20 protein-coding genes are annotated in these 23,215 nt (G+C 74.1%); 17 read left to right on the top strand and 3 right to left on the bottom strand.

Annotation, left to right across the window (positions count from 1 at the left end):
- Positions 1–19: 19 nt before the first annotated feature.
- The 3 genes from EV374_RS22895 to EV374_RS22905 are packed head-to-tail and all read left to right on the top strand — an operon-like array spanning position 20 to position 2,159.
- Entirely contained in the window at positions 20–1,234 is a 1,215-nt protein-coding gene (locus EV374_RS22895) for an ABC transporter permease (protein WP_132238638.1), read from the top strand.
- Between the two features lie 52 nt (positions 1,235–1,286).
- Positions 1,287–1,601, top strand: a complete 315-nt coding sequence (locus EV374_RS22900; RefSeq protein WP_132238640.1) for a hypothetical protein — start codon at positions 1,287–1,289, stop codon at positions 1,599–1,601.
- A 60-nt stretch (positions 1,602–1,661) separates the two neighbouring features.
- Entirely contained in the window at positions 1,662–2,159 is a 498-nt protein-coding gene (locus EV374_RS22905) for a hypothetical protein (protein ID WP_132238642.1), read from the top strand.
- A 12-nt stretch (positions 2,160–2,171) separates the two neighbouring features.
- Here EV374_RS22905 and EV374_RS22910 read toward each other — a convergent pair whose 3' ends face one another.
- The gene (locus EV374_RS22910) at positions 2,172–3,173 is read right to left on the bottom strand and encodes an ABC transporter ATP-binding protein (protein WP_132238644.1); all 1,002 of its coding nucleotides are present in this window, start codon (positions 3,171–3,173) and stop codon (positions 2,172–2,174) included.
- A gap of 2 nt (positions 3,174–3,175) precedes the next feature.
- On the opposite strand from EV374_RS22910, the gene EV374_RS22915 reads away from it, so the two are divergent.
- The 4 genes from EV374_RS22915 (at position 3,176) to EV374_RS22930 (ending at position 7,815) form a co-directional block, all read left to right on the top strand.
- On the top strand, positions 3,176–3,865 hold the full coding sequence (locus EV374_RS22915) for an ABC transporter permease (RefSeq protein WP_132238646.1): 690 nt from the start codon (positions 3,176–3,178) through the stop codon (positions 3,863–3,865).
- Positions 3,866–4,038: 173 nt separating this feature from the next.
- On the top strand, positions 4,039–4,761 hold the full coding sequence (locus tag EV374_RS22920; RefSeq protein WP_132238648.1) for an ABC transporter permease subunit: 723 nt from the start codon (positions 4,039–4,041) through the stop codon (positions 4,759–4,761).
- 318 nt (positions 4,762–5,079) lie between these two features.
- Entirely contained in the window at positions 5,080–6,084 is a 1,005-nt protein-coding gene (locus EV374_RS22925) for a glycine betaine ABC transporter substrate-binding protein (protein WP_132238650.1), read from the top strand.
- Between the two features lie 129 nt (positions 6,085–6,213).
- Complete coding sequence (locus tag EV374_RS22930; RefSeq protein ID WP_132238652.1) at positions 6,214–7,815, top strand: hypothetical protein; 1,602 nt, start codon at positions 6,214–6,216, stop codon at positions 7,813–7,815.
- Between the two features lie 55 nt (positions 7,816–7,870).
- Here the strand turns inward: EV374_RS22930 and EV374_RS22935 are convergent, their stop codons facing one another.
- Positions 7,871–9,040, bottom strand: a complete 1,170-nt coding sequence (locus tag EV374_RS22935; protein WP_207914470.1) for an NADH-quinone oxidoreductase subunit D — start codon at positions 9,038–9,040, stop codon at positions 7,871–7,873.
- Positions 9,037–10,188, bottom strand: coding sequence for an SAM-dependent methyltransferase (locus EV374_RS22940; protein WP_132238656.1), 1,152 nt, complete (start codon positions 10,186–10,188; stop codon positions 9,037–9,039). Before EV374_RS22940 ends, EV374_RS22935 begins: the two co-directional genes overlap by 4 nt.
- A gap of 224 nt (positions 10,189–10,412) precedes the next feature.
- Between EV374_RS22940 and EV374_RS22945 the strand changes: the two genes are divergently transcribed.
- The 10 genes from EV374_RS22945 to EV374_RS22990 all read left to right on the top strand — a co-directional run bounded on the left by EV374_RS22945 (position 10,413) and on the right by EV374_RS22990 (position 22,376).
- Positions 10,413–11,366 carry a Rossmann-like and DUF2520 domain-containing protein gene (locus EV374_RS22945; RefSeq protein ID WP_132238658.1) on the top strand — a complete coding sequence of 318 codons (954 nt, stop codon included), beginning with the start codon at positions 10,413–10,415 and terminating at the stop codon, positions 11,364–11,366.
- A 29-nt stretch (positions 11,367–11,395) separates the two neighbouring features.
- Complete coding sequence (panC, locus tag EV374_RS22950) at positions 11,396–12,244, top strand: pantoate--beta-alanine ligase (protein WP_132238690.1); 849 nt, start codon at positions 11,396–11,398, stop codon at positions 12,242–12,244.
- Between the two features lie 34 nt (positions 12,245–12,278).
- Entirely contained in the window at positions 12,279–12,704 is a 426-nt protein-coding gene (gene panD, locus EV374_RS22955) for an aspartate 1-decarboxylase (protein WP_132238660.1), read from the top strand.
- A 192-nt stretch (positions 12,705–12,896) separates the two neighbouring features.
- Complete coding sequence (locus tag EV374_RS22960; RefSeq protein ID WP_132238692.1) at positions 12,897–13,778, top strand: septum formation family protein; 882 nt, start codon at positions 12,897–12,899, stop codon at positions 13,776–13,778.
- Between the two features lie 128 nt (positions 13,779–13,906).
- On the top strand, positions 13,907–15,601 hold the full coding sequence (locus EV374_RS22965) for an L-aspartate oxidase (protein WP_132238662.1): 1,695 nt from the start codon (positions 13,907–13,909) through the stop codon (positions 15,599–15,601).
- Positions 15,598–16,494: a carboxylating nicotinate-nucleotide diphosphorylase gene (nadC, locus tag EV374_RS22970; protein ID WP_132238664.1), complete on the top strand. Its 897-nt coding sequence runs from the start codon at positions 15,598–15,600 to the stop codon at positions 16,492–16,494. Before EV374_RS22965 ends, nadC begins: the two co-directional genes overlap by 4 nt.
- A gap of 32 nt (positions 16,495–16,526) precedes the next feature.
- The gene (locus EV374_RS22975; RefSeq protein ID WP_132238666.1) at positions 16,527–17,285 is read left to right on the top strand and encodes a type III pantothenate kinase; all 759 of its coding nucleotides are present in this window, start codon (positions 16,527–16,529) and stop codon (positions 17,283–17,285) included.
- Between the two features lie 129 nt (positions 17,286–17,414).
- Positions 17,415–18,923, top strand: coding sequence for a lysine--tRNA ligase (gene lysS, locus EV374_RS22980; RefSeq protein ID WP_132238668.1), 1,509 nt, complete (start codon positions 17,415–17,417; stop codon positions 18,921–18,923).
- 109 nt (positions 18,924–19,032) lie between these two features.
- Positions 19,033–19,383 (top strand): histone-like nucleoid-structuring protein Lsr2, encoded by a 351-nt coding sequence (locus EV374_RS22985; protein ID WP_165947879.1) that lies wholly within the window; start codon positions 19,033–19,035, stop codon positions 19,381–19,383.
- Between the two features lie 461 nt (positions 19,384–19,844).
- Positions 19,845–22,376 carry an ATP-dependent Clp protease ATP-binding subunit gene (locus EV374_RS22990; RefSeq protein WP_132238694.1) on the top strand — a complete coding sequence of 844 codons (2,532 nt, stop codon included), beginning with the start codon at positions 19,845–19,847 and terminating at the stop codon, positions 22,374–22,376.
- The last annotated feature ends 839 nt before the right edge of the window (positions 22,377–23,215 follow it).

A 23,215-nucleotide genomic window follows, 5' to 3' on the forward strand; every position in this document is an offset into this window, starting at 1 on the left:
CCACGTGGGAGGCGGCGTCATGCGGTACGACGAACCGGGGCGTGAGCCGTCGCCCGAGCCCTCGTCCGGCATCCCCGCCTCCGTCCTGGAGAACGTCTTCGACGACCCCGCGCACGGTGAGCCCGGCCGCGACCGGTTCGCCGTGCACGTCGTCTGGGAGTTGCTGCTCCTGGCCGCGTCGGTCGTCCTGGCGTACCTGCTCTGGCGGGAGGAACCGGCCGCGCTGCGGGGCGACGGGCTGCGGTCGCTGCTCCTCGACGCGGTCGTGCTCGGGTTGCTGGCGCTGGCCGCCGGGCTGACCCTGCGTACGGCCGCCGTGAACCTGGCCGTCGGCCCGGTGGCGGTCGCCGCCGCGCTGCACGTCGCCGAGCAGGGCGACCGGGGCGTCAGCGCCGCCGCCGGGCCGGCCCTGCTGGTCGCCGCGCTGGGCGGGACCGCCCTGGCGCTGGTCGTGGTGGTGCTGCACGTGCCCGGCTGGGCCGCGTCCCTCGCCGCCGCGGCCGGGGTGGTCGTGTACATCCAGCAGCGCTCGGCGGCGGTCCTGCCGCAGGGCGACTACGACCCGGAGCGCGGCGCCCTGCACCTCTTCGTCGGGTTCGCGGCCGTCGCGGTGCTCGGCGGTCTGTTCGGCTCGGTGCGGGCCGTCCGCCGGGTGGTCGGCCGGTTCCGCCCGGTCGTGGATCCCGCCCGCCGCCGGGGCGCGGTGGCGGCGGTGGTCACCTCCGGCGCGCTCGTCGGCTCCACGGTCCTGGCCGCGTTGGCCGGCATGCTGACGGCCAGCCGGGACACCGCCCCGGTCGCGCCGGACCCGGGGCTGGACTGGACGGTGCTCGCGGTCGGCCTGGCGCTGCTCGCCGGCACCAGCGCCTACGGCCGGCGGGGCGGCGTCTTCGGCACCCTGCTGGCGGTCTGCCTGGTCACGGTCTTCTCCGCGTACGCGCAGGCGCGGGGCTGGACGGTGAGCCGGTGGGCGGTCGGCGCGGCGGCGCTCGGCGTCGGGCTGCTGGCCACCCGGCTGGTCGAGGCGTACGGGCGGCCGGCGACCGGCGCGGCGGCGGAACCGGTCCCCGCCGGGGACGGCCGGATCGGCACGGGCTGGACAGCGGCCCCGGCGGCCCCGGCCGGCGACTGGCCGCCCGCCGTGCCGAGGCGGTCCCCCGAGAGCCCGGTGGACCCGTGGAGCGACCCCGGCTGGGAGAGCGGCCCGCGCCGGTGGGACGCCGACGAGCGGTGAGCCGGCGCCGTCCACCGGGCCGGGAGTGATCTCGCCGGTTAGGCTCGGCGGCATGACCGACACACCATCGACCTCCGCCGGCCCGTCGTTCGAGGAACTCGACGCGCTGTCCACCGAGGAGCTGCGGGAGCGGGCGTTCGCGGTCGCCCGGGAGCGCCACGACGTGCGCTTCTTCTGGTCCGTGCTGCGGCACCTGCCGAACGCGGACGAGGCCGCCGTCCTCGACGGCGCGCCCAACTCGGTCGGGCCGACGATCGACGAGGCCGCGGCGCTGTGGCGTGAGCTGACCGGGCACGGCTACGAGGAGTCGGCGCCGCTGCTGCGGGCCGCGTTCATCGACTACCTGATGAAGCACCCGCGACAGTGACGGCGATCGCCGGCCCCGGGCAGGTTTGCCCGCCGCGGTCCGCCGGGAACTGAGCCGATCATGGCGCTCACCAACCCGTCACGCACCGGCGGTCGCTACGGGACGGCGGCGGGCACGGGCGCGCTCGCGGCGCTCCTCCTGGTCGCGGTCTGCGGCAGCCCGGCGTACGTCGGCTGGGCCGCCGGCACCGACTCGAACTCCGCCGGCGGCTGGTACCTGCAACTGCTCTCCTGGCCGGCGTGGCTCTTCAACGGTGACGGGGCGACCGGCAACCTGCTCGTGGCGAACCTGCGGGCCGTCCTGCTGGTCATCCTCGCGGCGCTCTTCCTCTACCTGCTGCCCACCTCGCAGGTGGCCCGGGTGCAGGGGTCGGGGACGCAGTTCTTCTCCGGCTGGGCCGCGTACGTCCTGGCCGGCGGCTTCGCCTCCCTGATCGCCGCCTTCCTCGGCCCGGAACCGACGCTGCTCACGGCGATCCAGGCGGGCGGCGCCGGCGCGACCTACGGCTTCCTGTCCGGGTGGATCATCGGCGCGGCCAGCCTCGGCGGGCGCGCCTGACCGGGCTGTGCCTCACCGCTCGGGCGCGCCCAGTTCAAGCAGCCGCGCCCGGCTGAGCACGCCGACGGGCCGGCCCCCGTCGGTCACCACGACCCGGTCCGCGGCCGAGGTCAGCAGCACCCCCAGCGCGTCGTACGCCGAGCCGCCGAGCGGGATCGTCGGCAGCTCGGCCACCCCGGTCTCCGGCAGCGGTTCGACGGCCTCGCCGGTGACCGGGGTGACCGCCAGCCGGCGGATGCCCCGGTCGGCGCCCACGAACTGCCGCACGAAGGGCGTGGCGGGCGCGCCGAGCACGGCGGCGGGGGTGTCGAACTGCTCCAGACGGCCGCCCTCGGAGAGCACGGCGATCCGGTCGCCCAGCCGGACCGCCTCGTCCAGGTCGTGGGTGACCAGCACGATGGTCTTGCGCACCTCGGCCTGCAACCGGAGGAACTCCTCCTGCAACCGGGTGCGGGCGATCGGGTCGACGGCCGAGAACGGCTCGTCCATCAGCAGCACCACCGGGTCGGCGGCGAGGGCCCGGGCGACCCCGACCCGCTGCCGCTGACCGCCCGAGAGCTCGTGCGGGTAGCGGCGGCCGAACGTGGCCGGATCGAGCCCGACGAGTTCCAGCAGCTCGTCGACCCGGCTGCGGCTGCGCTGGCGGGGCCAGCCGAGCAGCCGGGGCACGGTGGCGACGTTGGCGCTGACCGTCTGGTGCGGAAAGAGCCCGACGTTCTGGATCACGTAGCCGATCCGGCGCCGCAGCCGGACCGGGTCGACCCGGGTGACGTCCTCGCCGCCGAGCAGGATCCGGCCGCCGGTCGGCTCGATGAGGCGGTTGACCATCCGGAGCACCGTGGACTTGCCGCAGCCCGACGGTCCGATGAGCACCGCCAGCTCGCCGGCCCTGATGTCCAGGCTCAGCTCCCGTACGGCCTCGGTGCCGTCCGGGTAGCGCTTGCGGATGCCCTCGAGCGTGATCGACGCCGCGCGCGGTTCGGCGGGGGCGGTGCCCTCCGGGGTAACGTCCACACATGTCCTTCCGCCTGAGCTACCGGGCCGACCCGGGTAACCCGTGGTTCTCCTGGCAGTACGTGCGGGACAACTCTGACACGATCCTCGCCGCCGTGCGTGAGCACGCCTCGCTGACCGCTCGCGCGGTGCTGATCGCCGCCCTGATCGCGCTGCCGCTGGCGGTGGCCGCCTACTGGTACCGCTCGCTCGCCGGGCCGGTCCTGGCCCTCACCGGGGTGCTCTACACGGTGCCGTCGCTGGCGCTCTTCGCGTTCGTCGCCCCGTACCTGGGCATCGGCGCGGCGACGGCGCTCAGCGTGGTGGTCCTCTACGCGCTGCTGGTGATCGTCCGCAACGCCGTCGCGGGGCTCAACCAGGTGCCCCCCGAGGTCCGCGAGGCGGCGGAGGGGATGGGGTACGGCCGCTGGGGCCGGCTGTTCCGGGTCGAGTTGCCGCTGGCCCTGCCGGGCATCCTCACCGGGTTGCGGCTGGCGACCGTCTCCACGGTGGCCCTGGTGACCGTGGGTGTGGTCATCGGGCGCGGTGGCCTGGGGCAGCTCATCTTCGCCGGCTTCCAGAACAACTTCTACAAGGCGCAGATCATGACGGGGACGCTGCTCTGCGTCCTGCTCGCCCTGGTGCTCGACCTGGTCCTGGCCGGTGCGGGTCGGCTGCTGACGCCGTGGCTGAGAAGAACGGCGGCCCGGTGAGCGCGAGGAACGCAGCGCAGCGGAGTCCCGCAGTCGCGAACGGAAGGTTGGCTCGGTGAGCGCGAGGAACGCAGCGCAGCGGAGTCCCGCAGTCGCGAACGGAAGGTTGGCTCGGTGAGCGCGAGGAACGTAGCGCAGCGGAGTCCCGCAGTCGCGAACGGAAGGCTGACTCCGTGAATCCGGTCGAGGCGGCGCTGGTCTGGCTCAACGATCCGCTGAACTGGACGAACCCGGGCGGCGTCCTGGAGCGGCTCGGCGAGCACCTGTCGATGTCGGCGGCGGCGGTGGCGCTCGGCTGCCTGGTCGCCTGGCCGATCGGGCTCTGGCTCGGGCACACCGGCCGAGGCGGCGGCCTGGTGGTGCTGGTGTCCAACGTGTCGCTCGCTGTCCCCACGCTCGCCCTGCTCACCATCCTGCCGCTGACCTTCCTCGGTTTCGGCCGGCCGTCGGTGGTGGTCGCGCTGGCCGTCTTCGCCGTGCCGCCGCTGCTGGCCAACGCGTACACGGGGGTTCGGCAGGCCGATCCGGAGGCCCGGGACGCGGCGCGCGGGATGGGCTTCTCGGGGTGGCAGTTGCTGCGCCGCGTCGAGCTGCCGCTGGCGGTGCCCTACCTGGCGGCCGGGTTCCGCACGGCGGCGGTGCAGGTGGTGGCGACCGCCGCGCTGGCGTCCTTCGTCAACGGCGGTGGCCTGGGCCAGATCATCCGGGCGGGCTTCGGCCTGGACATCGCCGCAGGCGGCGGCCAGATCATCGCCGGCGGCGTGCTGGTGGCCGGGCTCGCCATGCTGCTGGAACTGGTGCTGGCCCTGGTCGAGCGGCTGGTCACGCCGCGCCCGCTGCGGGTGGACCGCCGTCGGGCGCGCCGCCGGGCGGCGCAGGCGGTGGCCGGCGGCTGAGCACCGTCCGCCCACCCGGGCTCCCGTGCCGGGGGGCCGCGTGGCCGTACCCGGCCATCGACGCACGGGACCGGAACGCCTGGACGCCACGGACCGGAACATCCCGATGACGGGTCGGCGCGGCTGACTTCCGGTGACGATCCGGTGACAAACTCCGCCTCGGGTTGTCGGTCCCGCGTGGAAGATGTTGGGGTGGGAAACCGGGCGACCGCAATGCGAGCCGCCCGTGGGACACAGCGGGCGGCCGGACGGAGATCGCCCGTCGGACACGCGGCCGGCCCGGCAGGGTCGCGCCGGGACACGGAAGGCGGGCAACTGATGCGCGCTCGTACACGCCTGGCCGTCGGTGCGGTGGGAGCCCTCGCCGCGGCGGGGCTGCTGACCGGCTGCGGCGACGCCGGCTCCTCCGGCACGGACGCCCCGGAGCAGGCGGCCTCGGGCGCCGGCTGCGCGCCGGTCGCCGGTGACCAGCTCGTCGTCCTCGACGACGACAAGAAGCTCCAGAACACCGACAACGTCATTCCGGCGGTCAACGCCGATGCGGCCAACCCGCAGTTGATGGCGGCGCTGGACAAGGTCTCGGCCGCGCTCGACACGCCGAAGTTGATCCAGCTGAACAAGGCCGTCGACGTCGACCGCAAGACGGCCCAGAAGGCGGCCGAGGAGTTCGCTGCGGCCAACGGCATCACGGCGGGCATCGCCAAGGGCCCCGGTGGGCAGATCGTGATCGGCGCGGCCAACTTCACGGAGAACCAGATCCTGGCCGAGCTTTACAAGATCGCCCTGACGGCCGCCGGCTACGACGCCAAGGTGCAGCAGATCGGCAACCGCGAGCTCTACGAGCCGGCCCTGGAGAAGGGCGAGATCCAGGTCGTGCCGGAGTACGCGGCGACCATGGCCGAGTTCCTCAACACCAAGGCCAACGGCAAGGACGCCCCGCCGGTGTCCTCGCCGGAGCTGGAGAAGACCGTCGCGGCGCTCAAGGCGGCCGGCGACAAGGCGGGCCTCGTCTTCGGCGCGCCCGCCGCCGCGCAGGACCAGAACGCCTTCGCCGTGACGAAGGCGTTCGCCGACAAGTACGGCGTCAGCACGCTCTCCGAGCTGGCCGCCAAGTGCTCGGGCCAGGCCACGGTGCTGGCCGGGCCGCCGGAGTGCCCGCAGCGGCCGAAGTGCCAGGCGGGGCTCGTCCAGGTCTACGACTTCAAGGCCGGCTCGTTCAGCTCGCTGGACCAGGGCGGCCCGCAGACCAAGAACGCGCTGAAGACCGGGGCCGCGAGTGTGGGCCTGGTGTTCTCCTCGGACGGTGCACTGGCCGTCGGCTGATGCCCGACCGGCCGCCGGTGGCCCCGTGCCACCGGCGGTCGACGGCGGACGGGGCGATCGGCGGCGAAGATGCCGGATGCCCCGTTCACCCTTTCCCGGGCGGGGCAGCTCTCGGTAGGCTGCGGACCCATGCCAGCCCCGGTCGCTCCCGCCGACAAGCGCAGTCCGTCACTGCTCACCGTCCTCTTCTGGATCGGTGTCGCCCTGGCGCCGGTGGCGGCGTTGATCCTGCTCGTCGCCGACGGCAACGGCCCGCTGCGGTTCGCCGCCGTGCTGGCCATCCTGGCCGTCGTCCTGATCGGCCTGTCGATCGCGCTGCGCGCCGACGGCGCGGGCCCGGCCCGCACCGACGAGCTGCTGGACGAGATCGAGGAACTCCGCCGCGAGTTGCGCGGGGAGATCGTGGCCGCCGCCCAACGCGGCAACCAGGCGCTCGACCACGCCCAGCGGGCACAGGACGAGGTCACCGCGCTGCGTCGGCGGCTGGACGCGAGCAGCGCCGCGCTGGCCGGCGTCGACGCCCCGGCCGGCGCCGGTCGGGCCCCGGCGTCCGTCGACGACGCGGTCGCCGGCCGCCGGCAGACGCCGGACCAGGACGACGCGGCGCCCCGCCGGGGACGCGTGGACCGGCACGACGAGGTGCCCGCCGGCAGGCCGCAGCCGACTCCGCGTGCCGCGCGGCCCGTGCCCGCCCCGGCCGCCGGGTACGGCACGGACGGGCCGGCGCCGGGCGCGGCCGGTGGGTACGGCCCGGACCGGCCGGCCGCCGGCGGAACGGCCGGGGTGTACGGGGCGGCCCGGCCGGCGGAGCCGGCGAGCCAGCCCTCGGCCCGTTCGCTCGGGGTGGTACGGCACACCGAGACCGTGCACGTCACCACCCGGCACACCATCGTGGACGGCGCCGCGTCCGGCCCCGGTGACCGCGGGGCCCGCTACGGCGGCGGCGGGTACGCGGGACGCTGGTCGCCGGAGCAGGAGGAGCGGCCGTGGCCGGGTGAGCCGGACGACCGGCCCCGGCCCACCCAGCCCGGCGGCCGGGAGTGGCCCGCCGAGCCCGGTGAGCGGGAGTGGTCCGCCCAGCCCGGCGGCCGGGAGCGGTCCGGCGGGCGCGACGAGCGGGAGTGGCCGGGGCGGCACGACGAGCGCGGACAGCAGCGGGACGACCCGGGTCGGGGCGTCGCGGGGGCACCGGGCTGGGATGCGCCGGGCGAAGCGCGCGGGCGCGGCCGGGCGTACCCGCCGGACGAGGCGGGGGCGGAGAGCGGGGAGTACTGGTCGCAGTTGCGCGCCGGGGACCGGTGGGCCGCCGTGCGCGACGACGACCGGGGCCGGGAGCTGCGGGTCGGGGAGCGGCGTGCCGAGGTGCACGCGGACGCCACCGGCACCGAGTACCGGGTCGCGGACCGCTGGGCGTCGGTCCGGCGGGACGAGCCGCGCCGGGGCCCGGACCGGGCGGACGACGGGTGGCGCGGCGGCTGGCCGGAGCCGGACGCCGCCCCGGCCCTGCCGGCCGGGGGCGTGCCGGTGCCCGACGAGTGGCGTGCGCCCCGTCAGCGGGGACAGCAGCCTGAGGCGCGGCACGACGCCGGTCAGCCTGAGGCGCACCGCACCCGTCGGGCGGAGCCCGAGCCGCAGCGGTACGGCCGACGGCAGGAGGAGCCCTACGGCTACCCGCCGCAGGACGACGAGCCCCGCGCGGGCGGCACCCGCAACGCCGACCGCTGGCGCTGACCCGGGACGGCCGCCCCGACCGGCCGCCGCGACCGGACGGGCGTACGCGGGCGGGTCACTTGTCGATGTCGCCGACCACGAAGAACATCGAGCCGAGGATGGCGATCAGGTCCGGCACCAGGCAGCCGGGGAGCAGGGTGGCCAGCGCCTGCACGTTCGCGTACGACGCGGTGCGCAGCTTCAGCCGCCACGGCGTCTTCTCGCCCCGGGAGACCAGGTAGTAGCCGTTGATGCCGAGCGGGTTCTCGGTCCAGGCGTAGGTGTGCCCCTCGGGGGCCTTGAGCACCTTCGGCAGCCGGGTGTTGACCGGCCCGGTGAGCCGGTCCACCCGGTCCAGGCACTGTTCGGCGAGGTCGAGCGAGGCGTACACCTGGTCGAGCAGCACCTCGAAGCGGGCGTGGCAGTCCCCGGCGGTCTTCGTCACGACGGGCACGTCCAGTTGGTCGTAGGCCAGGTAGGGCTCGTCGCGGCGCAGGTCCAGGTCGAGGCCGGAGGCCCGGGCGACGGGCCCGGACGCGCCGAACGCGGCGGCGTCCGCCGCGGAGAGCACCCCGACGCCGACCGTACGGGCCAGGAAGATGTCGTTGCGCCGGATGAGGTTGTCCAGGTCGGGCATCCGCCGGCGGACCTCGGCGATGGCGGCCCGCGCCCGGCCGGTCCAGCCGGCGGGGATCTCCTCCTTGAGCCCGCCGACCCGGTTGAACATGTAGTGGATCCGGCCGCCGGAGACCTCCTCCATCACCGCCTGGATGGTCTCCCGCTCGCGGAACGCGTAGAACATCGGCGTGATCGCGCCGATCTCCAGCGGGTAGGAGCCGAGGAACATCAGGTGGTTGAGCACCCGGTTCAGCTCCGCGAGGGCCATCCGCAGCCAGGTGGCCCGCTCCGGCACCTCCATGCCCATCAGCCGCTCGACGGCGAGCACGACGCCCAGCTCGTTGGAGAAGGCCGAGAGCCAGTCGTGCCGGTTGGCCAGCACGATGATCTGCCGGTAGTCGCGGACCTCGAAGAGCTTCTCCGCGCCCCGGTGCATGTAGCCGACGATCGGCTCGCAGGCCACCACCCGCTCGCCGTCGAGCACCAGCCTCAGCCGGAGCACGCCGTGCGTGGAGGGGTGCTGCGGCCCGATGTTGAGCACCATGTCGGTGCCGAGCTGATCGCCGCCGGCCCCGGTGCCGACGGTCAGCTCGCGGAGGTCGCCGGCGTCCGTGGTCATGCCCGTCATCGTGCCATGAACCGCCCGGGGTCGACGCCGACCGGTTGCCGCAGCCACCAGTGCCCGCCCAGCCCGGCCGGGTCGGTCAGTTCGGCCACCGCCGACGCGGCGGCGAGCGCCCGCACGTACCCGGCCGGGTCGCTGGCGGCCAGGCTGAGCGGGGGTCGGCCGCCGTCGGCCCCGAGCGCCCGCAGCGCCTCCCGCTGCGACCCCAGGTCGTACGCGCACCGCGCGACCCGGGCGCCGGCGGAGGCGACCGAGTCGACGGCGACGTGCGCGGTGACGTCGCGGCTGGCGTCCGGCACCGGGGGCACCTGCCGCCCGCCCCGGTACCCGGTCAACGTCCCGTCCACGGGCCGGCCGTCCCGCAGGTGCCCGTAGTCCACGGCCAACGCCAGCCCCCGGTCGAGTTTTCCCACCGCCCCGGCCCAGGCGTCGTCGCGCGTCCGGCCGATCTCGGCTCGTTCCGGGTAGCCCGACCGGCTCCGCGCGGTCAGGGTTGATTCCTCCGCCGCTCGGGCTGCCCGGAACCCCGACCCGGTCGGGCCGGTCCCGTCGATTCCGGCTGCTGCCACCGGCCACCATCGGGCCAGCCAGTCCGCGTCGGCGGGGTCGACCGGGTCGCCGACGGTCTCCGCGCCGGTGGCCGGGTCGACCAGCAGGTAGCGCCAGCCCTCGGCGGTGTGCACCGCCAGGTCGAGCGGCACGTTGTCCAGCCACTCGGTGGCCACCAGCAGCCCGGTGATCCCGTCGGGGATCTCGTCGAGCCAGTCGATCCCGTCGGGCAGGTCAGCCGGTCGGGGAGCCTTCTCGACCGCGGTGAGACGTACGCGGGAGGCGAGCGGAACCGACGCGGAGGGCGCGGGACCGGCGGCCGGCGGGCCGGACGAGGCCGAGGGCGGGGCGGCGACCCCCAGCGCGGCGGAGAGCGCGCGCAGCAGCTCGCCCCGGCCCGCGCCCACGTCGACCACGCGGAGGTCGGCGGGGTGGCCGAGGGCGGCGTCGACCTGCTCGACGAGCCGCAGCAGCGCGTCGGCGAAGGCCGGGGACGCGTGCACGCTGGTGCGGAAGTGGCCGGCCGGGCCCGACCCGGAGACGAAGAAGCCGCCCGGCCCGTAGAGCGCCCGTTCCATCGCGTCCCGCCAGCGCTCCGACATCAGTTCGTTCCTCCCGAGCCGCCTGTCCTGCCCGCCACCGGCCGGCCGTACGGCGTGCGTCACGGCCCGACCCTACGGTCAGCCGGTCGGAGCGGAGGTGCCGTCCCCGGGCGTGCCGCCGGTGCCGCCGGTGAAGGTTTTCACACATCCTTGTCCCGGTTCCGTGACCCCGGCGCATACTTGCCATCGACCGGTACCCCTTCTAGAGGACTGGATCGTCGCCCATGAGCGCACCCCTGCGCCCGCGCCCGGCCGCCCCCCACGGGGCCGCCGTACCGCCGGCCGCCACCCCCCGTCTCCTCACCGTCGGCGTCGTCGGCTCCGGCCGGGTCGGCACCGTGCTGGGCGCCGCACTCGCGGCCGCCGGCCACCGGGTCGTCGCCGTCACGGCCGGCTCCGGCGCCTCCCGGGCCCGGGCCGCGCTGCTGCTTCCCGACGTGCCCCGCCGCTCCGCCGCCGCCGTGGCGCGGGCGGCCACCGACCTGCTGCTGGTCGCTGTGCCCGACGACGCGCTCGCCGGGGTGGTCGCCGCCCTGGCCGACGGCGGCGCGCTGCGCCCCGGCCAGGTGGTCGCGCACACCTCGGGCGCGCACGGGCTGGCCGTGCTCGCCCCCGCAGCCGCAGCGGGCGCCCGCCCGCTCGCCCTGCACCCCGCGATGACCTTCACGGGTACGCCGGACGACCTGGCCCGGCTGGCCGGCATCTCGTACGGGGTGACCGCCCCGGCGGAGCTGCGCCCCCTGGCCGCCCGGCTGGTCGCCGACCTCGGCGGGGTGCCGGAGTGGGTCGGCGAGGCGGACCGGCCGCTCTACCACGCGGCGCTGGCGCACGGCGCCAACCACCTGGTGACCCTGGTCAACGAGGCGGCCGACCGGCTGCGCGACGCCGGGGTGGCCCAGCCGGAGAAGGTGCTCGCCCCGCTGCTGCGGGCCGCCCTGGAGAACGCGCTGCGCCTCGGCGACGACGCGCTGACCGGGCCGGTTTCCCGGGGCGACGCCGGCACGGTCGAGCGGCACCTGGCCCGGCTCGCCGTGACCGCCCCCGAGTCGGTCGCGCCCTACCTGGCCCTGGCCCGGCGTACGGCCGACCGGGCCATCGCCGCGGGCCGGTTGCGGCCGGTCGACGCGGAGTCGCTGCTGGGCGTACTCGCCGGCGACCGGCGCGAGGTGGCGGCGTGACCGGGCCGACGGTGGACGGAGGGGGACAGGTGACGGAACTGGTGCACACCCGCGCCGAGTTGGCGGCGGCGCGCGACGGGCTCAAGGGCACCGTGGGCGTCGTGATGACGATGGGCGCGCTGCACTCCGGGCACGAGACGCTGCTGCGGGCGGCCCGGGAGCGCGCCGACCACGTGCTCGTCACGATCTTCGTGAACCCGTTGCAGTTCGGCCCGAACGAGGACTTCGACCGCTACCCGCGCACCCTGGACGCCGACCTGGAGATCTGCCGGCGGGCGGGCGCGGACGTGGTCTTCGCCCCCTCGGTGACCGACATGTACCCGGACGGCCAGCCCCGGGTGCGGGTCAACCCTGGCCCGCTGGGGGAGGACCTGGAGGGGCTGAGCCGCCCCGGGTTCTTCCACGGGGTGCTCACCGTGGTGCTGAAGCTGCTCCAGCTCACCCGCCCCGACCTGACGTTCTTCGGCGAGAAGGACTACCAGCAGCTGACCCTGGTGCGGCGGATGGCCCGGGACCTCGACGTGCCGGTCGAGGTGGTCGGCGTGCCGACCGTACGGGAGCCGGACGGGCTGGCCCTGTCCAGCCGCAACCGCTACCTGTCCCCGGCCGAGCGGGAGGCTGCGCTGAGCCTGTCCGCGGCGCTGCGGGCCGGGGCCGAGGTCGCCGACGGGGGCGGTGACGCGGGGGCGGTGCTCGCCGCCGCGCACGCGGCCTTCGGCGCCGGTACGCCCGGCGCGCGTCTCGACTACCTGGTGCTCACCGACCCGGACCTGGAGCCGGGGCCGGTGTCCGGGCCGGCGCGGCTGCTCGTGGCCGCCTGGGTGGGCGCCACCCGGTTGATCGACAACGCGGCGATCCGGCTCGCCCCCCGTTCCTGAACCCCGCCCCCCAACCTTCGCGAAAGGCATCCCGATGCTGCGCACCATGCTCAAGTCGAAGATCCACCGGGCCACGGTGACCCAGGCCGACCTGCACTACGTCGGCTCGGTGACCGTCGACGAGGACCTGCTCGACGCCGCCGACCTGATTCCCGGCGAGCAGGTGGCGATCGTGGACATCACCAACGGGGCGCGGCTGGAGACGTACGTGATCCCGGGCGAGCGGGGCAGCGGCGTGATCGGCATCAACGGTGCCGCCGCCCACCTGGTGCACCCGGGCGACCTGGTCATCCTCATCTCGTACGGGCAGATGGACGACGTCGAGGCCCGCGCCTACCGGCCGCGCGTCGTGCACGTCGACGCCGACAACCGCGTCGTCGAGCTGAACGCCGACCCGACCACCGCCGCACCCGGCACCGCCGGCGCCCCGATCCCCAATCCCCTCGCCGCCGCCGTCTGACCCGCCCGTGCCCGCCTTCCGCCCGCTCCTCCGGGGGCATTCGGTGGGCTTTCGTACCCTTCGTGCCCGCAGGACCGAGGCGGTGCGGGAAGCGGGCGTGCGTGCGGTCTGTCACCGGAAGGTCAACCCTGGGTAGTCTGGTTGCCCGTCGATAGACGCGGGTGGCTGGGGGAGGCCGCTGTGCGCCGTGCGATGACCACCCTGCTCGCCGCCGTCGCCACGGCCGCGCTCCTGGCCGGCTGCGCCGACGCCGGCGGGCTGGACGGTGACCTGGTCGACGACTGGGCTGCCCCGCCCGCCGCCGGGCCCTTCACCCCGGCCGCCGGGGTGTGCCAGGTCGCCGACTTCGTCGACGTGGTGACCCTGGCGGCGTACGCGCCGGTGGACTGCGCCGTGCCGCACCGGGTCGAGACCGTGCACGTGGGCGCCTTCCCGGCCGGGCGGCCCGCCCCGCCGCCGGGCGGCTCGGCCGAGCTGCGGGGCGCCTTCGCCGACTGCGACGCCCGGGCGACCGGTCACGTGGGCGCCGACTGGCGGGCGGGGCGGCTGCGGCTGGCGGTGGCGGTGCCGTCCGGGGCGGGCTGGACGGCGGGCGCCCGCTGGTACCGGTGCGACCTGACCGAGGTGAGCACCGCCGAGGCCGCCGCCACGGTGGTGGTCCGCACCGGCAGCCTCCGGGACGCGCTGCGCGGGCCGTCCCCGCTACGCCTGGGCTGCCAGCAGGCCCGCTCCCGGGGCGGGTCGGTGCGGACGCTGCTCCCGGTCGACTGCGCCACCCGGCACGACGCCGAGTTCGTCGGGGTGTGGCGGGCGCCCGACCGCCCGTACCCGACCCGGGCCGCCGACTGGGCCCCGCTGTACGCCGGCTGCCGCTCGGTGCTCGGCCGCTACGTGGGGGTGCCCGACGACGCCGACCTGCGCTTCCGCAGCGGGGTGGTGGTCCGTCCGCCGGGGCAGGGCCGGTGGCGCGTCGGCGACCGGGGCGTCCGCTGCTACCTCTGGCTCGACGACCGTACGGTGACCGGCTCGCTGCGGGGCGCGGGCCCGGCGGCCCTCCCGGTCCGCGCACGGTAGCGCGCCCGCCCACGCGGGCGGCCCCACGCGTGGCGCCGGCCGGCCCGCCCGGCTCGGGACCCCATGGCCCAAACCACTCGTCCCGCCCCCGCCGCCCCCCGTGAGGACCCTTCGGGTTGACTGTGGGTATGGACCTTCCGACCGTCGACCTGCCGGCGCTGCCCAGACTGCTGGCCGCCCCCGCGCCCGGCTGGGTGGAGACCACCGACGTGATCGTGGTCGGTTCCGGGGTGGCGGGCCTGACCGCCGCGCTGCACCTGCGCGAGGCGGGGCTGCACGTCACCGTGGTCACCAAGGTCGACATCGACGAGGGGTCGACCCGCTGGGCGCAGGGCGGCATCGCCGCCGTGCTCGACCCGCGGGACACCCCGACCGCGCACGCCTCGGACACCGAGATCGCCGGCGTCGGGCTCTGCGACCCGGCGGCGGTGCGGGTGCTGGTCAAGGAGGGCCCCACCCGGCTGCGCGAGCTGATGCGGATCGGGGCGGAGTTCGACCGCAACCCGGACGGCTCGCTGATGCTGACCCGCGAGGGCGGGCACCGGGCCGACCGGATCGTGCACGCCGGCGGCGACGCCACCGGGGCGGAGGTGCAGCGCGCCCTGCACGCCGCCGTGCGCCGCGACCCCTGGATCCGGCTGGTGGAGCACGCCCTGGTGCTGGACCTGCTGCGCGCCCCCGGGGACTCCCCGGAAGGGCTCGGCCCGGCCTGCGGCATCACCCTGCACGTGCTCGGCGAGGGCAGCGAGGACGGCGTGGGCGCCATCCTGGCCCGGGCAGTCGTCCTGGCCACCGGCGGGATGGGCCAGATCTACGCGGCCACCACGAACCCGGCCGTGTCGACCGGGGACGGGGTGGCCCTCGCGATGCGGGCCGGCGCGGCGGTGACCGACGTGGAGTTCGTCCAGTTCCACCCGACTGCGCTGATCACCCCGGGCGGCGCCGGCGTGCCCGGCGCCGGGCACGCCCAGCAGCCGCTGGTCTCCGAGGCGTTGCGCGGCGAGGGCGCCCACCTGGTCGACGGCGACGGCAAGCGGTTCATGGTCGGGCAGCACGAGCTGGCCGAGCTGGCGCCCCGGGACGTGGTGGCCAAGGGCATCCACCGGGTCCTGCTGGCCACCGGGGCGGACCACGTGTTCCTCGACGCCCGGCACCTGGGCGGTGACTTCCTGGCCCGACGCTTCCCGACCATCGTCGCGTCCTGCCTGGCCATCGGGGTCGACCCGGGGACCGACCTGATCCCGGTCGCCCCGGCCGCGCACTACGCCTCCGGCGGCGTCCGCACGGACCTGCGCGGCCGCACCTCCATCCCCGGGCTGTACGCGTGCGGCGAGGTCGCCTGCACCGGCGTGCACGGCGCCAACCGGCTGGCCAGCAACTCGCTGCTGGAGGGGCTCGTCTTCTCCCGGCGGATCGCCGAGGACATCGCGGCCGGGCTGCCCGGGCAGGCCCAGCCGGCGGCGACGGGCGCCTGGGTGGGCGGCGAGGGCTGGGTGGTGCCGGCCGAGGCGACGCCGACGCTGCAACGGGCCATGACCCGGGGCGCGGGCGTGCTCCGCTCGGCGGAGACCCTCGCGGCGACCGCCGGCGTGCTGACCGGGCTCGGTGAGGGCCGGGGCCGGCCCCGGACGGCCGACTGGGAGGCGACGAACCTGATCACCGTGGCGTCGGCGCTGGTCGCCGCCGCGTACGCCCGTTGGGAGACCCGGGGCTGCCACTGGCGGGAGGACTTCCCGACGGCCGACGAACGGTGGCACGGCCACCTGGTCGGCGCGGTCGGGGCGCAGGGCCGGCTGACGCAAGCGTGGGAGGGGACCCGATGACGGAGTCGACGGAACGGGCACTGCGGGACGCCGGCCTGGATCCGGCGCAGGTGCGGCGGACGGTCGAGGCCGCGCTCGCCGAGGACCTGGGCCCGGACCTGCTGGACGTCACCAGCGTCGCCACCATCCCGGTCGGGCAGACCGACACGGCCGACCTGGTGGCCCGCGCCGACGGCGTGGTGGCCGGGCTGGCCGTGGCGGCGACCGTGTTCGAGCTGGTCGGCGAGGCGACCGGCGCCGGTCGTACGGTCGAGGTGTCGGTGGTGGCCCGCGACGGCGAGCGGGTGGCACGCGGCGACGTGCTGGCCACGGTGACCGGCCCCACCCGGCTGCTGCTCACCGCCGAGCGCACGGCGCTCAACCTGCTCTGCCGGATGTCCGGGGTGGCCACCCACACCCGGGCCTGGGCGGACGCCCTGGCCGGCACCAAGGCGATGGTGCTGGACACCCGCAAGACCACCCCGGGCCTGCGCGCCCTGGAGAAGTACGCGGTCCGCGCGGGCGGCGGCACGAACAAGCGGATGGGCCTGCACGACGTCGCGATGATCAAGGACAACCACAAGTTCGCGGCGGGCGGCATCACGGCGGCCTTCCGGCGGGTCCGGGAGACCTTCCCGGACGTGCCGGTCCAGGTCGAGGTGGACACGGTCGCCGAGGCGGTGGAGGCGGTCGAGGCCGGCGCGGACTTCCTGCTGCTGGACAACATGACCCCGGAGATGCTCACCGAGGTGGTCGCGTCGGTGGGGGACCGGGCGGAGCTGGAGGCGACCGGCGGGCTGACCCTCGACGTGGCGGCGCGGTACGCGGCGACCGGCGTCGACTTCCTGTCGGTCGGGGCCCTGACGCACTCCTCGCCGATCCTCGACATCGCCATGGACCTGCGCACCGGGTGAACCGGCGGCCGGGCGTTGTCTAGGCTGCGAGCGTGCTGCTCTGCATCGACATCGGAAACACCAACACCGTGCTGGCGACCTTCGACGGCGACAAGCTGGTGCACTCCTGGCGGATCAAGACCGATGCGCGGGCGACGGCCGACGAGCTGGGCCTGAAGTTCCGGGGCCTGCTCGCCGCGGACGCCGTCGAGATCACCGGGGTCGCGGCCTGCTCCACGGTCCCGGCCGCGCTGCGCTCGCTGCGCAACATGCTCGCCCGCTACTACGCGGACCTGCCGAGCGTGATCGTCGAGCCCGGGGTGCGCACCGGGGTGCAGCTCGCCATCGACAACCCCAAGGAGGTGGGCGCCGACCGGGTGGTCAACACCCTGGCCGCGTACACCCTCTACGGCGGGCCGTCGATCGTGGTGGACTTCGGCACCACCACCAACTTCGACGTGATCAGCGGCCGGGGCGAGTTCCTCGGCGGCGCCTTCGCCCCGGGCATCGAGATCTCCTTCGACGCGCTCGCGGCCCGGGCCGCCCAGCTGCGCAAGGTGGAGGCGACCAAGCCCCGCTCGGTGATCGGCAAGAACACCGTCGAGTGCCTCCAGTCCGGCCTCTACTTCGGCTTCGCCGGGCAGGTGGACCGGATCGTCGAGCGGATGATCGAGGAGATCGGCGAGGTGAGCGCCGTGATCGCCACGGGCGGGCTGGCCTCGCTCGTGATCAACGAGTGCCGCACGATCACCCACCACGAGCCGATGATCACCCTGATCGGCCTGCGGATGGTCTACGAGCGCAACGTCTGAACCCCGGCCGCCGGGGAGGGCGCGAGTGGGGCCGGTCATGCGGGCCGGTTATCCCGTAACGCCCTCCGGGGGCCTTGAGTACGCTCGGGGCCTGACCCCGCCCGAAATCTCCTTCTGAGGAAGCGTGCCGTGACCGAGCAGAACCCCGTGCCAGTCGATCCCGCCGACGACCTTCCCGAGCAGATGAAGGTCCGCCGGGAGAAGCGGGACCGGATGCTCGCCGAGGGCGTCGAGCCGTACCCCATCGGATTCCCCCGGACCAGCACGCTGGCCGAGATCCGCGAGAAGTACGCCGAGCTGCCCACCGACACCGCCACGGGGGACCAGGTCTCGGTCACCGGCCGGGTGATCTTCGTACGCAACACGGGCAAGCTCTGCTTCGCCACCCTGCGGGACGGCGACGGCACGGAGTTGCAGGCCATGCTCTCCCTCGACCGGGTCGGCCCCGACCGGCTCAACGACTGGAAGCGCCTGGTCGACCTCGGTGACCTCGTCGGCGTGACCGGCGAGGTGATCACCAGCCGGCGCGGCGAGCTGTCCGTGCTGGTCGAGCAGTGGGCGGTGACGGCGAAGGCGCTCCGTCCGCTGCCGGTGGCGCACAAGCCGCTGAGCGAGGAGGCGCGGGTCCGGCAGCGCTACGTGGACCTGATCGTCCGGCCGCAGGCCCGCCAGATGGTGCGTACCCGGGCCACGACCGTGCGCAGCCTGCGCGACTCGCTGCACGGCCGGGACTTCATCGAGGTGGAAACCCCGATGCTCCAGCTGCTGCACGGCGGCGCGGCGGCCCGGCCATTCGTGACCCACAGCAATGCACTCAGCACCGATCTGTATCTGCGAATCGCGCCGGAACTGTTTCTCAAGCGGGCCGTCGTCGGCGGCGTCGACCGGGTCTTCGAGATCAACCGCAACTTCCGTAATGAGGGTGTCGACTCTTCGCACTCGCCCGAGTTCGCGATGCTCGAGGCATACGAGGCGTACGGCGACTACGACACCATGGCCGAGCTGACCCGGAATCTCGTGCAGCAGGCGGCGATCGCCGTCAGCGGCTCGACCGTCGTGACCCACGCCGACGGCCGGGAGTTCGATCTCGGCGGCGAGTGGCGCTCGGTGACCCTCTTCGGGGTGCTTTCCGAGGCCCTCGGCGAGGAGGTCACGGTGCACACCGAGCGCGCCCGGCTGGTGGAGTACGCCGACAAGGTCGGTTTGGCGGTCGACCCGAAGTGGGGGCCGGGCAAGCTGGCGGAGGAACTGTTCGAGGAGCTGGTGGTGCCGAGCCTCCAGGCGCCCACCTTCGTCCGCGACTACCCGGAGGAGACGAGCCCGCTGACCCGGGCGCACCGCAGCGAGCCCGGGCTGGCCGAGAAGTGGGACCTCTACGTGCTCGGTTTCGAGCTGGGGACCGCGTACTCCGAGCTGGTGGACCCGGTGGTGCAGCGGGAGCGGCTGGTGGCCCAGGCCCAGCTCGGCGCCCGCGGCGACGACGAGGCCATGCGGCTGGACGAGGACTTTCTCCGGGCGATGGAGTACGGAATGCCGCCGGCCGGGGGTATGGGAATGGGAATCGACCGGCTCTTGATGGCGCTCACCGGCCTGGGAATTCGGGAAACCATCCTCTTCCCCCTGGTTCGCCCGGAGTAGCCGCGCATCTCCACCGGGTCGTTACCGCATCCTATTGACGCGGCAAGCGCCGCGCGGGTTATTGTGCTTACAGTTTGCAGGAGCACCCTGCTCGAAAGGAATGTGGGACGTGGCCAAGCAGATCATTCATAAGCTGGTCGATGACCTGGACGGCGGGGACGCTGACGAGACGGTCAAGTTCGCGCTCGACGGCGTTCAGTACGAGATCGACCTGTCTAGCTCCAACGCCGAGAAATTGCGCGACGTATTCGCCTCGTACATCGCCCACGGCACCAAGGTGGGCAGGGGCGGCGTCGTCGTCGGCGGCCGGGCCGCGCGCGGCCGGGGTGGCGCCACCGCCGACCGGGAGCAGAACAAGGCGATCCGCGCCTGGGCCAAGAAGGCCGGCAAGGACATCTCCGACCGGGGCCGGATCCCCCAGGAGATCGTCGACGAGTACCACGCGAAGGCCGGTCACTGACCGGGACCGCCGACGGGCGACACCGACGCCGGGCCGGAGCACGACTCCGGGCCGGCGTCGCCGTATCCGCCCGGGGTCGCGTCCGAGCGGGAAGAATTCCGTCCCGACGGTCGTTGTCCACAGCCGGTGGAGAGTCTGTCCACAGCCTGTGGACAACTCCCCGACGGCCCGGATCCGGGCCGCGTCGGCACCGGCGCGACCCGCACGACGGGTCCACGACCGGGGTCGAATTTCGCTCTGCGCGTACAGGCAGGGGTACCGGAACACCCCCTGAGCGCGGACGGTTGTGCAAAACGACGCGTACACGGCTCCCGACGGGGACACACGACCTCAGCGGAGTCGGTCCGCGGCGATAGAGTAAGGAGGCACGGACGCCCGTCCCGGTCGTCCGCGCACCGGCCCCGCCACGACTTCTTGACCATCAAGATCGAGTGCGCACGGCACGTGAGGAGCACGAGGGCATGTTCGAGCGGTTCACCGACCGAGCGCGACGGGTTGTCGTCCTGGCCCAGGAAGAGGCCCGGATGCTCAACCACAACTACATCGGTACGGAACACATCCTGCTGGGCCTGATCCACGAGGGTGAGGGCGTCGCCGCCAAGGCTCTGGAGAGCCTCGGCATCTCCCTGGAGGGTGTGCGGCAGCAGGTCGAGGAGATCATCGGCCAGGGCCAGCAGGCGCCGAGCGGGCACATCCCGTTCACGCCGCGGGCCAAGAAGGTGCTGGAGCTGTCGCTGCGCGAGGCGCTGCAGCTCGGCCACAACTACATCGGCACGGAGCACATCCTGCTCGGCCTGATCCGCGAGGGCGAGGGCGTCGCCGCCCAGGTGCTGGTCAAGCTCGGCGCCGACCTCAACCGGGTCCGCCAGCAGGTGATCCAGCTGCTCTCCGGCTACCAGGGCAAGGAGCCGGCCGCAGCGGGCGCCACGCCGGGCGAGGCCGCGCCGTCCACCAGCCTCGTGCTGGACCAGTTCGGCCGCAACCTGACCCAGGCCGCCCGCGAGGGCAAGCTCGACCCGGTCATCGGGCGCGAGAAGGAAATCGAGCGGGTCATGCAGGTGCTCTCCCGCCGCACCAAGAACAACCCGGTCCTGATCGGTGAGCCCGGCGTCGGCAAGACCGCCGTGGTGGAGGGGCTGTCCCAGAAGATCATCAAGGGCGAGGTGCCCGAGACGCTGAAGGACAAGCAGCTCTACACGCTCGACCTCGGTGCCCTGGTCGCCGGCTCCCGCTACCGCGGTGACTTCGAGGAGCGCCTCAAGAAGGTGCTCAAGGAGATCCGCACCCGCGGCGACATCATCCTCTTCATCGACGAGATCCACACCCTGGTCGGCGCGGGTGCCGCCGAGGGCGCGATCGACGCGGCGAGCATCCTCAAGCCGATGCTGGCCCGTGGCGAGCTGCAGACCATCGGCGCGACCACGCTCGACGAATACCGCAAGCACCTGGAGAAGGACGCCGCCCTCGAGCGCCGCTTCCAGCCGATCCAGGTGGGTGAGCCGTCGCTGGCCCACACCATCGAGATCCTCAAGGGCCTGCGCGACCGCTACGAGGCGCACCACCGGGTCAGCATCACCGACGCGGCTCTCGTGGCCGCCGCGACGCTGGCCGACCGCTACATCTCCGACCGCTTCCTGCCGGACAAGGCGATCGACCTGATCGACGAGGCCGGCGCCCGGATGCGGATCCGCCGGATGACCGCGCCGCCGGACCTGCGCGACTTCGACGAGCGCATCGCCCAGGTGCGTCGCGACAAGGAGTCCGCGATCGACGCGCAGGACTTCGAGCGCGCCGCCCAGCTGCGCGACAAGGAGAAGCAGCTCCTCGGCCAGAAGGCCCAGCGGGAGAAGGAGTGGAAGGCCGGTGACCTGGACGTCGTCAGCGAGGTCGACGACGAGCAGATCGCCGAGGTGCTCGGCAACTGGACCGGCATCCCGGTCTACAAGCTGACCGAGGAGGAGACCTCGCGCCTGCTGCGCATGGAGGACGAGCTGCACAAGCGCGTCATCGGCCAGGAGGACGCGGTCAAGGCGGTCTCGAAGGCGATCCGGCGTACCCGGGCCGGCCTGAAGGACCCGAAGCGTCCGTCGGGCTCGTTCATCTTCGCCGGCCCGTCCGGTGTCGGTAAGACCGAGCTCTCCAAGGCGCTCGCCGAGTTCCTGTTCGGCAGCGAGGACGCCCTCATCCAGCTGGACATGTCCGAGTTCCACGACCGCTACACGGTCTCGCGGCTGGTGGGTGCCCCTCCCGGCTACGTCGGCTACGACGAGGGCGGCCAGCTGACCGAGAAGGTGCGGCGTCGGCCGTTCTCGGTGGTCCTCTTCGACGAGATCGAGAAGGCCCACCCGGACGTGTTCAACACGCTGCTCCAGATCCTGGAGGACGGTCGGCTCACCGACGGTCAGGGCCGGATCGTGGACTTCAAGAACACGGTCATCATCCTGACCACCAACCTGGGCACCCGCGACGTCGCCAAGGCGGTCTCGCTCGGCTTCCAGGCGTCGGAGGACTCCGAGTCCAACTACGACCGGATGAAGCAGAAGGTCAACGACGAGCTCAAGCAGCACTTCCGGCCTGAGTTCCTCAACCGGATCGACGACACCATCGTCTTCCACCAGCTGCGCCAGCTGGAGATCCTGTCGATCGTCGACATCATGATCCAGCGGATCGAGGGCCAGCTGCGGAACAAGGACATGGGCCTGGAGCTGACCGACAACGCCAAGAAGTACCTGGCGAAGAAGGGCTTCGACCCGGTGCTCGGTGCGCGTCCGCTGCGTCGCACGATCCAGCGCGACATCGAGGACAACCTGTCCGAGCGGATCCTCTTCAACGAGCTGACCCCGGGTCAGATCGTGGTGGTGGACTGCGAGGGCGATCCGGAGGACATCGACAAGTCCAAGCTCATCTTCACGGGCGCGGACCGGCCGGCCACCGTGCCGGACGCCGTCCCGGCCGACCTCGGTGGCACCGCCGCCGCAGGCGCGGACGAGTAGGACCGAAACAGCACGAAGGCGGCGGCCCGGTGGCACCAGCCACCGGGCCGCCGCCTTCTTTCCCACCCCCACCCTCTGCCCTCGCCACCCCGCTCACCCCACCCCACCCCACCCCGCCGCCCGGCACCCCTGCTCCCGCCACCCCTGGCCGCGTCGATCATGCAGTTATGGTGCCGGGTAGGGACCCATTCAAGCGTTTTGCACCCCACCACACCTGCATGATCGCCCACCACCAACGCCGCCGTGACCGGCGTCCACGCCGGGCGTTCCCGGCTGAGCGTCCCGGTTGTCGGTAGTGGCGGCGAGTGTCGGGCGGGCTCCGGAGGCTCGGCGGGTGATGGGCCCACGCGGAAGGCCACCCGGGGCGGTCAGGTGGGGCGGGCCGCTGTCCGCCAGCGCGTAGGCCGGGACGGGAAGGCCGCCCGGTTTCGTCTGGGCGGCGTGCACCGCTGCCGCCAGCACGTCGACCGGGGGCCGCCCGGCGCACAGCGGTCGGCGGAGTCACGGTCAGTCTGGGGCGAGTGTCCGGTTCGTGGCGGCGCCATCGATAGGGTCCGATCGGGTTGTTCATCTGTTTCATGGCGGTTTGTGGTGACCGGCGCCACAGAGGTGGTGGGCATGGGTCGGGGGCGCGGGTCGTTGTAACCACCGTGAGCGCGTAACCCCGGGCGAGCGCGTAACCCCGGGCCCCGGATCTCGAGCTCCTCGGGATGGCCGGGGCGCCGGTCGGAATGCCGGCCGGGTCCGCGTCGTTACATCCCCCCGGACGCGCCCCACCCTCTCGTCGAGGGCGTACCTGGTTCGACCTTTCCTCAGCCCGTGACGCCACCCTCCCCCCG

This window comes from Micromonospora sp. CNZ303, assembly GCF_004345505.1.

What these genes read in the sequence shown, in the direction of transcription:
- EV374_RS22895 (WP_132238638.1), top strand. Translation starts at nt 20, where the DNA reads ATGCGGTACGACGAACCGGGGCGTGAGCCGTCGCCCGAGCCCTCGTCC.
- EV374_RS22900 (WP_132238640.1), top strand. Translation starts at nt 1,287, where the DNA reads ATGACCGACACACCATCGACCTCCGCCGGCCCGTCGTTCGAGGAACTC.
- EV374_RS22905 (WP_132238642.1), top strand. Translation starts at nt 1,662, where the DNA reads ATGGCGCTCACCAACCCGTCACGCACCGGCGGTCGCTACGGGACGGCG.
- EV374_RS22915 (WP_132238646.1), top strand. Translation starts at nt 3,176, where the DNA reads ATGTCCTTCCGCCTGAGCTACCGGGCCGACCCGGGTAACCCGTGGTTC.
- EV374_RS22925 (WP_132238650.1), top strand. Translation starts at nt 5,080, where the DNA reads ATGCGCGCTCGTACACGCCTGGCCGTCGGTGCGGTGGGAGCCCTCGCC.
- EV374_RS22930 (WP_132238652.1), top strand. Translation starts at nt 6,214, where the DNA reads ATGCCAGCCCCGGTCGCTCCCGCCGACAAGCGCAGTCCGTCACTGCTC.
- EV374_RS22935 (WP_207914470.1), bottom strand. Translation starts at nt 9,040, where the DNA reads ATGACGGGCATGACCACGGACGCCGGCGACCTCCGCGAGCTGACCGTC.
- EV374_RS22940 (WP_132238656.1), bottom strand. Translation starts at nt 10,188, where the DNA reads ATGTCGGAGCGCTGGCGGGACGCGATGGAACGGGCGCTCTACGGGCCG.
- EV374_RS22945 (WP_132238658.1), top strand. Translation starts at nt 10,413, where the DNA reads ATGAGCGCACCCCTGCGCCCGCGCCCGGCCGCCCCCCACGGGGCCGCC.
- panD (WP_132238660.1), top strand. Translation starts at nt 12,279, where the DNA reads ATGCTGCGCACCATGCTCAAGTCGAAGATCCACCGGGCCACGGTGACC.
- EV374_RS22960 (WP_132238692.1), top strand. Translation starts at nt 12,897, where the DNA reads ATGACCACCCTGCTCGCCGCCGTCGCCACGGCCGCGCTCCTGGCCGGC.
- EV374_RS22965 (WP_132238662.1), top strand. Translation starts at nt 13,907, where the DNA reads ATGGACCTTCCGACCGTCGACCTGCCGGCGCTGCCCAGACTGCTGGCC.
- nadC (WP_132238664.1), top strand. Translation starts at nt 15,598, where the DNA reads ATGACGGAGTCGACGGAACGGGCACTGCGGGACGCCGGCCTGGATCCG.
- EV374_RS22990 (WP_132238694.1), top strand. Translation starts at nt 19,845, where the DNA reads ATGTTCGAGCGGTTCACCGACCGAGCGCGACGGGTTGTCGTCCTGGCC.